Here is a 10377-nt window from a genome sequence, read left to right on the forward strand (position 1 = left end):
CCGAGTTGTCCAGGGCGGATGCCGATCTCAACGGGCTGCTGGTCACGCTGGCGCAGGAGCAGGCCGCCGCCGAGCAGATTGCCGATGATGATGCCGCCCAGCATTGCTCCCATGTCGCCGCCCCCGCGCCGCGCGTAGGCGCGCTGAATCGATTGCACATCGGCATTGGCCAGAGACTGCGCCTGGGCGGCATCATCATCGGCAATCTGCTCGGCGGGGGCATGCGGGGCGGCTTCGGCGGCTGGAGCCCCACATCGTTCGGCGGGTCGTCGGGGGGATCGTCCGGCGGCGGCTTCATGGGCGGCGGCGGACGATTCTGAGCCGCTCGCCCTAGAACCCGGCGGTCAACCGGCGGCCGGTGAATGCGGAATCACGCCTCCGCTGCGCGGTACGTCGAAGCGGGGCTCGGCTTCGCCTTCCCACCGCTGCCAGTCGTTCCATTCTTTGGGGTCCGCGACCGCGGCCGGGGCGGGAGCGTCGGCCGCCGCGTCGCCGGGGTCGGCGCTCACTTCCGGCTTCGGGGCCCAGTGGTCGTAGTCATCCGGTGGCACGGCCACACCCCAAACGAGTGGCACCGACAGGCCGCCGAGCATCCCCGACTCACCCCGAACCGCCGAGACCGAGTCATCTGGTAACGGCGGACCAAGAGGCAAAAGCATGTTGCCCCCTTCCACAGCCGACTTTCGGATGCTGTGGCCGAACCTAATAACAGCAAGCAGGCATATCGTAAGCCAAACTTCAGACAAATACCCGAAAAACGTGGATTTGCTTCCGCGGGCATCCCCGACCCCCCGGGCCGGAACCGGCAAGCAGGCTCAGCGCCCGCGAACGGCGGTGGGCCCCGCTATCCGCCCTTGGTCCGCGGCACCACCTTGGGCCGCGACTGAACAACGTGTGGGTTCTCCCCACCGCGGCGGCCCCTGCGGTCGGTCTTGTTTTTGTCGGTATCGCGTTCGTCCATCGCCATGGCCATGGCCGACGTGGAGCCGGCGGATGCGGGCGACGCGGAGGACGATCCCCCGGTCGCGATCGGCGTCGGTAATTGGGTGCCCAACGCCGGCACCGCGAGACTGGTCAGCACCGCCGGCACCGGCATCGAGCCCTGCCAGGTCGGCGGCACCGTGATCGCTCCCACGAACCGAGCGGTGCCCAACCCCGCCGTGGCGACGCCCAGCCCACCGAGCGATTGCGGCGCTTGGAGGCCGCCGGTGGCGAGCGGCGTCTGTGCGGCCACGGTGGTGACACCGGCCATCGCGGGCGCCGCCGGCCCGACGTTGTGGGCCAGCACCATCATCGGGGACATCAGCGCGGTCGCGGGGTACATGCCAATCGGCGCCAGGGCGGTCATCGTCGTCACCGGCATCGACGACAGTAAGGACGTCACGGACGAGAGGCCGGGGAAGAACGCCCCGAGCACCGCCTGCAGCTGCGAAACAAAGCTGGCCCCCAGCGCTCCGAACGCCTGGGACGCGAAGTCCAGCGGCGCCGTCACCAGGCCCGCCAATCCGCCCAGAGCCACCGGCGGGGCGCTGAACGCCGGCAACGTCGCGGCCACCGTCTGCGCCCCGACGTGATAGCCCACCATCGCGGCCACGTCCTGGGCCCACATCTCCATGTACTCGATTTCGGTCATCGCGATCGCCGGGGTGTTCTGACCGAAGAAGTTCGTGGCGATGAGCATTAACAGCCGGAGGCGATTCGCAAGCACCTCCGGGGTGGGCACCGTCGCCATGAACGCCGCCTCATAGGCCGCCGCCGCCGCCGTCGCCTGGGCGGCCGCCATCTCGGCCTGCCCGGCGGCCGAGATCAGCCACTGCAGATACGGCGTCGCCGCCGCCACCATCGCCACCGACGACGGGCCCGTCCAGGGACCCGCTGCCACTCCCGTCACAACCGACTCAAACGACGCCGCCGCCGTCGCCAAATCCGCCGCCAGTGCTTCCCAGGCCGATGCCGCCGTCAACAGCGGGCCGGGGCCGGCGCCGCCGTACATCAGGGCAGAGTTGATCTCGGGGGGGAAGAACATAAAAGCAGGAATCATCACATCCCCAACCCACCGACTACCGAGTCAACGGCACCTACACCCATGCGAACCGACAGCCACCCCCGGCGACTAGACACGTGAGCAACATCCGCATCGAGCCTAAGCCAATCGGTTACCCAAATGCGGTTTTTTACGAAACGTTTAATTAGGCGCGGCGGCGGGGTGTCGATGCCGGTCAGGAGGCAAGGCGGGAGCTCCGGAGGGCGCGGCGCCAGCCCCGGTCAGCAACCCTTGAGCCGCGCCGCCAGGTAGTCGGCGACGGCATTCATCGCGACCCGTTCTTGCGTCATGTCATCGCGCCGGCGCACCGTGACGGCGTTGTCTTCGAGGGAGTCGAAATCCACCGTCACGCAGTACGGCGTCCCCACCTCGTCCTGGCGCCGGTAGCGGCGCCCGATCGCGCCGGCGTCGTCGAAATCGATGTTCCAGCACCTGCGCAACTCGGCGGCCAGGTCGCGGGCCTTGGGACTCAAGTCGGCGTGCCGGGACAGCGGCAGCACCGCGGCCTTAACCGGGGCCAATCGCGGATCCAGGCGGAGCAGCGTGCGCTTCTCCATCACACCCTTGGCGTTCGGCGCCTGGTCCTCGGTGTAGGCGTCGATCAGAAACGCCATGAACGACCGCGTCAGCCCCGCCGCCGGTTCGATGACATAGGGGATGTACCGGGTATCGGTGCCCTGGTCGTAGTACGACAGGTCGGCGCCGGAATGTTTTGCGTGCGTGGACAAGTCGAAATCGGTCCGGTTGGCGACGCCCTCCAGCTCGCCCCACGGGTTGCCCGCGAAGCCGAACTTGTACTCGATGTCGACCGTCCGGTCGGAGTAGTGCGAAAGCTTCTCGGGAGGGTGTTCGTATAACCGCAGATTCTCCGGGTCGATACCCAGCTCGAGATACCACTGCAGGCGGGTGTCGATCCAATACTGATGCCATTCCTTCGCGGTCGACGGCTCCACGAAGAATTCCATTTCCATCTGCTCGAACTCGCGGGTCCGGAAAATGAAGTTGCCCGGCGTGATCTCATTGCGAAAACTCTTGCCGATCTGACCGATACCGAACGGCGGCTTCTTGCGCGCGGTGGTGACCACGTTGGCGAAGTTGACGAAGATGCCCTGCGCGGTCTCCGGACGCAGATAGTGCAAGCCCTCCTCGGTCTCGATCGGCCCGAGGTGGGTCTTGAGCATCATGTTGAACTCGCGCGGCTCGGTCCACTGGCCCTTGGTTCCGCAATCCGGGCAGACGATCTCGGTCATCGGCACCGAGTCGGGGTCGTCAATCCCCTTCTTGGCCGCGTACGCCTCCTGCATGTGGTCCTGGCGATGCCGGTGATGGCAGTTCAGGCACTCGACCAGCGGATCGTGGAAGACCTCGACGTGGCCGGAGGCCACCCAGACCTGCCGCGGCAGGATGATCGACGAATCGATGCCCACGACGTCGTCGCGCCCGGTGACCACCGCTCGCCACCACTGACGCTTGATGTTCTCCTTGAGTTCCACTCCCAGCGGGCCGTAGTCCCACGCCGACCGGGTGCCGCCGTAGATCTCACCCGAAGGAAAGACGAAGCCGCGACGTTTGGCCAGGTTCACTACGGTGTCGATGACGGACGCCACGGGGTGGTGCACTCCCTTTCCGGGTTAGGACGGGCACGAGCGGCGCTCGACCGCCGTGCGCAGAGCATTCGTCATCGTAACGATCGGCCCCCCGGTCTTTGACATGCGTCATCATGCATGTGACAGTGGAAGTCGACCGCCGCACGGCGCACCCTCCCCGCTACCTGGCCCTTCTCGAGGTGATGACTCTCTCCATGGCGATGTCCCCCTTCCCGCCTTCCTCGTTGTCGGCCACCGCCGACGGCGACGTGGGACCGGTGATGAGCGTGGTTGCCCACGAGCACGGCGAAACCGGCCCCGGCGGACACGCGCCGGCCGATTACCCCGTCCCGCCGCCCCGGGAGATTCTCGACGCGGCCGGTGAGCTGCTGCGCGCGCTGGCCGCTCCGGTGCGGATCGCCATCGTGTTGCAGCTGCGTGAATCCCAGCGCTGCGTGCACGAGCTGGTCGACGCGCTCGGCGTGCCGCAGCCGCTGGTCAGCCAGCACCTGAAAATCCTGAAGGCCGCCGGCGTCGTCGCCGGGGAGCGATCCGGCCGCGAGGTGCTGTACCGGCTTGCCGACCACCACCTGGCGCACATCGTGGTGGACGCGGTCGCCCACGCGAGCGAGGACACCCAATGACACGCGCCGGCCACGATGCAGGACCCGCGTGCGTGGGACGGCACCAATGACAGGCGCGAGTGTCCGGTCGACCCGTCAGCGGGCGGCGATCTCCACGCTGATGGACACCCTCGACGACTTCCGCTCGGCGCAGGAGTTGCACGACGAGCTCCGCCGCCGCGGCGAGAACATCGGGCTGACCACGGTCTACCGGACGCTGCAGTCAATGGCGGCGGCGGGAATGGTCGACACACTTCGCACCGACACCGGGGAGTCGGTCTACCGCAGGTGCTCCGAACACCACCATCACCATCTGGTCTGCCGCAGCTGCGGTTCCACGATCGAAGTCGGTGACCACGAGGTCGAGGAGTGGGCGGCCCAAGTCGCCTCCAAATACGGCTATTCCGACGTCAGCCACACCATCGAGATCTTCGGCACCTGTTCCCAGTGCGGGACCTAGGTTGACCCGAAGCCGGCCGAACGCGGCACGGCGGAAAAAAGTTACCGAAAAGGTGTCCCGTCACGCGCCCGCCGCGTGCTCCTACCCATGAGTGGCCCACGGGCCGAGGCAAGCACGAACTCGAGGGAATTGAGAGCAACATGCGGAACCACCCATCGCCCCACCTGCGGCCCGTACGCGACGTCGAGGCTCCGTCACTGCAATTTCGCACCATCCATGGCTACCGGCGGGCCTTCCGGATCGCCGGTTCGGGACCGGCTCTGCTGCTGATCCACGGCGTCGGCGACAAGTCCACGGCATGGGAGCCGGTACACGCCAAACTCGCGCGACGGTTCACGGTCATCGCACCGGATCTGCTGGGCCACGGGGAATCGGACAAACCACGCGCCGACTACTCGTTGGCGGCCTTCGCGAACGGTATGCGCGACTTGCTTGCCGCGCTTGACATTGACCGCGTCACGCTGGTCGGGCATTCGTTCGGTGGCGGTGTCGCAATGCAATTCGCCTATCAGTACCCGCAGTTGGTAGAACGCATCGTGCTGGTCAGCAGCGGTGGCGTCGCCCGGGAGGTGAGTGTGGCCTTGCGGTTGGCGGCGATGCCGTTGGGCAGCGAGGCCCTGGCCATGCTGCGCACGCCGGGCGTGATGCCTGCGATTCGACTGTTCGGACGGGCCATGGCTACCGTGTTGGGCCCCACCAACTTCGGGCACGATGTCGCCGATGTGGTGAATCTGCTCGAGGGCTTCCGGGACCCGCGCGCGTTGTCGGCGTTCGCGCGCACGTTGCGGTCGGTGGTGGACGGGCGCGGCCAATTCGTCACCATGTTGGACCGAAGCTATCTCGCGCAACCCATTCCGGTGCAAGTGATCTGGGGTGAGGACGACTTCGTGATCCCGGTAGAGCATGCCCGGATGGCCCACGAGGCGATGCCCGGATCACGCTTGGAGATCTTCGAAAACTCCGGGCACATGCCGTTCAAAGACGACCCGGATCGCTTCGTCGAAGTCGTCGAGCGGTTCGTCGACTCGACCCGACCGGCTCAGCACGACCAAGACCTCCTACGCTCGTTGCTGCAGACCCGCGCCGGCGGAAACGCCCCGGGATCGATAGCCGCCGCTCTGGCCGAATCGGCGGTGTCCTAGCGCCCTACCCCGTCAACGTGCGACGGATATCGGCGCCGCTGTCCAGCACCAACAGCACCAGGGTGCGCAGCGCGTCGTCGGTCAAGCCGGCGCCGGGAAAGTTGTAGCGCAGCATCACGTCGGCGCTCTTTGCGGCGCCCCTGCCCGAGTTGCGTTGCACGGCCTTCTCGTTGACCTTCTCGATCGTCGTGACGCTGCCGAAATTGCTGGCGCGGGCCTGCTTGGCGACCTGATCGCTGACCTTCTTGGTCAGCGGCAGATCCCACGCCAAGACTTGCGTGAGCGACACCAGGTCGAGGTCCTCGGCGATATTCACCACCCGCAACGAAGCGATGGTCCCGGCATGGCGCACCGTCAGCGCCCCGTCGGACTCCTCCTGGACCGCAAGGACCACGCCGAGTACCGAAGCCAGACGCTCCTGCAGTGATGGCATTGGATCCTCCCCGTGAGGACCCGTTGCGCCCGGCTCCGCCGCGCTTCCGGTCCCCACTACGCGCTCCCGAACCTTCTGTTGCGCGAAGCGTATTCCTCGCACGCCGCCCACAGGTCGCGCCGGTCGTAGTCCGGCCACAACTTGTCCTGGAAGATGTACTCGGCGTACGCGGCCTGCCACAGCATGAAGTTGCTGGACCGCTGTTCGCCCGAGGTCCTCAGGAAGAGGTCCACGTCGGGGATGTCGGGCCGTTGCAGGTGATGCGCCACCGTCGACTCCGTGATGCGCTCCGGATTCAGCCTGCCGGCGGCGGCTAGGCGCGCGATTTCCTTTGCGGCGTCCGCGATTTCGGCACGACCTCCGTAGTTGACACAGTAGTTGACCGTGATGACGTCGTTGTCCTTCGTCATGTCCTCCGCGATCGCCAACTCGTTGATCACGCTGCGCCACAGCCGTGGCCGCGAACCCACCCACCGGATTTTGACCCCTATGGTCTTCAAGTTCACGCGGCGCATGCGTACCACGTCCCGGTTGAAGCCCATCAGGAAGCGGACCTCCTCGGGGGACCGCTTCCAGTTCTCGGTGGAAAACGCGTAGAGGCTCAGCCACTTGATGCCGATTTCTATTGCGCCACAGACGACGTCAATGACTACCGCCTCGCCCGCCCGGTGGCCATCGGTGCGCGTCAGTCCCTGTTCGGTGGCCCAGCGGCCGTTGCCGTCCATCACGATGGCCACATGGTTGGGCAATCGGTCCGCCGGAATACGCGGCGGGCTTGCTTTCGAGGTGTGCTGCGGCGGGCGGCTCGGGCCGCCGTCACGAGATGGCGGTAGTTCGGGGAAGACCACCGGCCATGTCGATTTGTCGGGGAAAACCGGGTAATCGTCGGGCGCCGGGGGCAACTGCGGGAAGCCGGTCGACTTGAGCTTGCGCTCGGCTTTAGCCACAGTCCAACTGCTCCATCAGCGCTGCGCGCCGTTCGGCGATGGTGCGGTCGACGTGATACGTCCGTTCCACCAGTGGCAACGTCTTGAGCTGGCGTTCCAGATGCCATTGCAGGTGCGCGGCCACCAGTCCGCTGACGTAGCTGCGGTGCGATTGCGGGGCCTCTTCGGCGAACACCCAATCGCCGTCGTGCAGCGCCGACATCAGATCCAGCACGCCCGGCGGCGGTGTCGTCGAACCGGCCGGGCGGCAGTGCGTGCAGACGCTGCCCCCGGCGCCGACGTGAAACGCGCGGTGCGGCCCTGGCGTGGCGCACCGGGCGCACTCGGTCAGCGCCGGCGCCCACCCGGCGATGCCCATGGCACGCAGCAGGTAGGCGTCCAGCAGCAGGTCCCGGGAGCGGCGGCCGTCGGCCACCGCCCGCAAGGCGCTGACCGTGAGCCGGTGCAGGGTCGGGGCGGGGGCCCGCTCCTCCCCGGCGAGGCGTTCGGCGGTTTCCAACATCGCGCACCCACAGGTGTAGCGGCCGTAATCGCTGACGATGTCGGTGGCGAACGCGTCGATCGAGACGACCTGGGTGACGATGTCGAGATTGCGGCCGGGGTGCAGTTGCGCGTCGATGTGCGCGAACGGTTCCAGCCGCGCGCCGAATTTGCTGCGGGTGCGGCGAACGCCCTTCGCCACCGCCCGAACCAATCCGTGGTCACGGGTGAGCAACGTGACGATCCGGTCGGCTTCGCCGAGCTTGTGTTGGCGCAACACCACCGCCCGGTCTCGATACAGCCGCATCACCATAGTTTTGCACCCCGCCGCGACAATGCTGGTATCCGCGCCGGTTAGTCTCGTACCCCGTGATTGGCGCTTTCGAGTCAGGCCCTGGATCCATTTTCGGATCCGGTGGCCAGCGCCTGCCCACACTGACTGACCTGCTCTATCAGCTTGCCAGCCGGTCCGTGACTTCGGTCACACTGGTGCGCCGGTCGCTGCACGCCATCCACGCCAGCCAGCCCACGCTGAACGCCTTCCGCGTGGTGCTCACCGAGTCGGCCCTGGCCGACGCGGCGGCGGCGGACCGGCGGCGGGCGGCCGGCGACACGGCGCCGTTGCTGGGTATCCCGATCGCGGTCAAAGACGACGTCGACGTTGCTGGAGTGCCGACCGCGTTCGGCACCGAGGGATATGTCCCACCCGCTACCCACGACGCCGAGGTGGTTCGCCGCCTCAAGGCCGCGGGCGCGGTGATCGTCGGCAAGACCAACACCTGCGAGCTGGGCCAGTGGCCGTTCACCAGCGGACCCGGGTTCGGGCATACCCGCAACCCCTGGTCGCGCCGGCACACCCCGGGCGGCTCCTCGGGGGGCAGCGCGGCCGCCGTGGCCGCGGGGCTCGTCACCGCGGCGATCGGCTCGGACGGGGCCGGCAGCGTCCGCATCCCCGCCGCGTGGACGCACCTGGTGGGCATCAAGCCGCAGCGCGGCCGCATCTCCACCTGGCCGCTGCCCGACGCGTTCAACGGCATCACGGTCAACGGCGTGCTGGCCCGCACGGTGGCCGATGCGGCGTTGGTGCTCGACGCGGCGTCGGGCAACGTCGAGGGCGACCGGCACAAGCCACCCCCGATCACCGCCTCCGACTATGTCGGTATCGCGCCCGGCCCGCTGAACATCGCGCTGTCAACCCGGTTCCCCTACACCGGTTTTCGGCCCAAGCTGCATCCCGAGATCTTGGCGGCGACGCGAGCCGTGGCCAGCCAGCTCGAGCTGCTCGGCCACACCGTGGTGCCGGGCAACCCCGACTATGGGCTGCGGTTGTCGTGGGATTTCCTCGCCCGGTCGACCGCCGGCCTGCGGGACTGGGAGGAGCGGCTGGGCGACGGGGTGATCCTCGACCCCCGCACGGTGTCCAACCTGCGGGTGGGCCACGTGTTGGGTCAGGCGATCCTGCGTACCGCGCGCCGGCACGAAACCGAGGCCCAGCGTCGGGTGGGTTCGATCTTCGACATCGTCGATGTCGTCCTGGCTCCGACTACCGCCCAGCCGCCGCCGCTGGCGCGCGCCTTCGACCGGTTGAGCGGCTTCGGCACCGATCGCGCGATGATCGCCGCCTGCCCGCTGACCTTCCCGTGGAATGTGCTGGGCTGGCCGTCGATCAATGTGCCGGCGGGGTTCACCTCCGAGGGGCTGCCGATCGGCGTGCAGTTGATGGGGCCGCCCAACAGCGAGGGCATGCTGATCTCGCTGGCCGCCGAACTGGAGGCCGTGTGCGGGTGGTCGACCAAGCAGCCGACGATGTGGTGGAACGCCGAAACGGGCACACCGCCGGTGTCCGGCGCCACGCCGCGGAAATGAAGCCTTTCAAGTCGACTTCGCTTGAGCGGCTTCGGGTTTGCCGGTGCCCACACCGGGAATGGGGACGCGGCACGGTGATCGGCGGAGGCCGGGAGCGAATCACGTTCTGCTTCGACGAATTCGGCTACCGGGCACCATCAATGCGCGGGTTGCTCGAGGCGGTCGCATAGCCGGCGGCAACGTGGGTACACCGGATCAATGGACCAATCTGATGCTCCCCTGTTAGATGCGCTGGTCGATTACCGGGAAAAGAACCGGTACGGGTTCACGCCGCCGGGCCACCGGCAGGGCCGCGGCACCGATGACCGGGTCCTGGCGGTGCTGGGCCGCGAGCCGTTTCACGACGACGTGCTCGCCAGCGGCGGGCTGGACGACCGCAGGACCAGCCACCAGTACCTCAAGCACGCCGAAGACCTGATGGCCGAGGCCGTGGGCGCCGACATCGCCTGGTTCTCCACGTGCGGCAGTTCGCTGTCGGTGAAGGCGGCGATGATGGCCGTGGCCGGCGGCGACGGCAGCCTGCTGGTCAGCCGGGACAGCCACAAGTCGATCGTCGCGGGCCTCATCTTCTCGGGCGTGCAGCCCCGGTGGATCACCCCCCGCTGGGACGCCGAGCATCACTTCTCGCACCCCCCGTCACCGCAGCAGGTGGCGGAGGCCTGGGAAAAGCACCCCGACGCCGCCGGTGCGCTCATCGTCAGCCCGAGCCCGTATGGCACCTGCGCCGACATCGCGGGGATCGCGGAGGTCTGCCACGCGCGCGGCAAGCCGTTGATCATCGACGAGGCCTGGGGGG

Annotated in this window: 10 protein-coding genes and 2 pseudogenes; 6 read left to right on the top strand and 6 right to left on the bottom strand. The window is 67.7% G+C overall.

The features are described from left to right. Positions 1 to 320: pseudogene (locus A5709_RS29290) on the top strand (TPM domain-containing protein); the annotation flags it as partial. A gap of 24 nt (positions 321 to 344) precedes the next feature. Here the strand turns inward: A5709_RS29290 and A5709_RS19990 are convergent. The 3 genes from A5709_RS19990 to A5709_RS20000 all read right to left on the bottom strand — a co-directional run bounded on the left by A5709_RS19990 (position 345) and on the right by A5709_RS20000 (position 3663). Continuing rightward, positions 345 to 659, bottom strand: coding sequence for a hypothetical protein (locus A5709_RS19990; RefSeq protein WP_231987017.1), 315 nt, complete (start codon positions 657 to 659; stop codon positions 345 to 347). 185 nt (positions 660 to 844) lie between these two features. After that, the gene (locus A5709_RS19995) at positions 845 to 2041 is read right to left on the bottom strand and encodes a PPE family protein (protein WP_068011839.1); all 1197 of its coding nucleotides are present in this window, start codon (positions 2039 to 2041) and stop codon (positions 845 to 847) included. Between the two features lie 224 nt (positions 2042 to 2265). Then, positions 2266 to 3663 carry a glycine--tRNA ligase gene (locus A5709_RS20000; RefSeq protein WP_197501074.1) on the bottom strand — a complete coding sequence of 466 codons (1398 nt, stop codon included), beginning with the start codon at positions 3661 to 3663 and terminating at the stop codon, positions 2266 to 2268. 182 nt (positions 3664 to 3845) lie between these two features. On the opposite strand from A5709_RS20000, the gene A5709_RS20005 reads away from it, so the two are divergent. The 3 genes from A5709_RS20005 to A5709_RS20015 all read left to right on the top strand — a co-directional run bounded on the left by A5709_RS20005 (position 3846) and on the right by A5709_RS20015 (position 5855). Further along, a complete protein-coding gene (locus A5709_RS20005; protein WP_068121875.1) occupies positions 3846 to 4274 on the top strand; it encodes a helix-turn-helix transcriptional regulator in 429 nt (142 codons plus the stop codon). Between the two features lie 46 nt (positions 4275 to 4320). Next, positions 4321 to 4713, top strand: a complete 393-nt coding sequence (locus A5709_RS20010) for a Fur family transcriptional regulator (RefSeq protein ID WP_067944056.1) — start codon at positions 4321 to 4323, stop codon at positions 4711 to 4713. A gap of 140 nt (positions 4714 to 4853) precedes the next feature. Beyond that, positions 4854 to 5855, top strand: a complete 1002-nt coding sequence (locus A5709_RS20015; protein WP_068121867.1) for an alpha/beta fold hydrolase — start codon at positions 4854 to 4856, stop codon at positions 5853 to 5855. 4 nt (positions 5856 to 5859) lie between these two features. On the opposite strand, the gene A5709_RS20020 is transcribed toward A5709_RS20015, so the two are convergent. The 3 genes from A5709_RS20020 to recO are packed head-to-tail and all read right to left on the bottom strand — an operon-like array spanning position 5860 to position 8022. Beyond that, a complete protein-coding gene (locus A5709_RS20020; protein ID WP_068121871.1) occupies positions 5860 to 6288 on the bottom strand; it encodes a hypothetical protein in 429 nt (142 codons plus the stop codon). Between the two features lie 56 nt (positions 6289 to 6344). Further along, positions 6345 to 7235, bottom strand: coding sequence for a decaprenyl diphosphate synthase (locus A5709_RS20025; RefSeq protein WP_067944060.1), 891 nt, complete (start codon positions 7233 to 7235; stop codon positions 6345 to 6347). After that, the gene (recO, locus tag A5709_RS20030; protein WP_067944075.1) at positions 7228 to 8022 is read right to left on the bottom strand and encodes a DNA repair protein RecO; all 795 of its coding nucleotides are present in this window, start codon (positions 8020 to 8022) and stop codon (positions 7228 to 7230) included. The genes A5709_RS20025 and recO overlap by 8 nt, the downstream gene beginning before the upstream one ends. Positions 8023 to 8084: 62 nt before the next feature. On the opposite strand from recO, the gene A5709_RS20035 reads away from it, so the two are divergent. Next, complete coding sequence (locus A5709_RS20035) at positions 8085 to 9581, top strand: amidase (RefSeq protein ID WP_068121873.1); 1497 nt, start codon at positions 8085 to 8087, stop codon at positions 9579 to 9581. Positions 9582 to 9779: 198 nt separating this feature from the next. Further along, positions 9780 to 10377: pseudogene (locus A5709_RS20040) on the top strand (ornithine decarboxylase); the annotation flags it as partial.

It is taken from the genome of Mycobacterium sp. E1386 (assembly GCF_001672745.1).
Classification (GTDB): Bacteria; Actinomycetota; Actinomycetes; order Mycobacteriales; family Mycobacteriaceae; genus Mycobacterium.

Bases quoted from the DNA above. Each gene is read 5' to 3' on its own strand.
- A5709_RS20015 (WP_068121867.1), top strand. From the start codon at position 4,854: ATGCGGAACCACCCATCGCCCCACCTGCGGCCCGTACGCGACGTCGAG.
- A5709_RS19995 (WP_068011839.1), bottom strand. From the start codon at position 2,041: ATGATTCCTGCTTTTATGTTCTTCCCCCCCGAGATCAACTCTGCCCTG.
- A5709_RS20005 (WP_068121875.1), top strand. From the start codon at position 3,846: ATGGCGATGTCCCCCTTCCCGCCTTCCTCGTTGTCGGCCACCGCCGAC.
- A5709_RS20010 (WP_067944056.1), top strand. From the start codon at position 4,321: ATGACAGGCGCGAGTGTCCGGTCGACCCGTCAGCGGGCGGCGATCTCC.
- A5709_RS20020 (WP_068121871.1), bottom strand. From the start codon at position 6,288: ATGCCATCACTGCAGGAGCGTCTGGCTTCGGTACTCGGCGTGGTCCTT.
- A5709_RS19990 (WP_231987017.1), bottom strand. From the start codon at position 659: ATGCTTTTGCCTCTTGGTCCGCCGTTACCAGATGACTCGGTCTCGGCG.
- recO (WP_067944075.1), bottom strand. From the start codon at position 8,022: ATGCGGCTGTATCGAGACCGGGCGGTGGTGTTGCGCCAACACAAGCTC.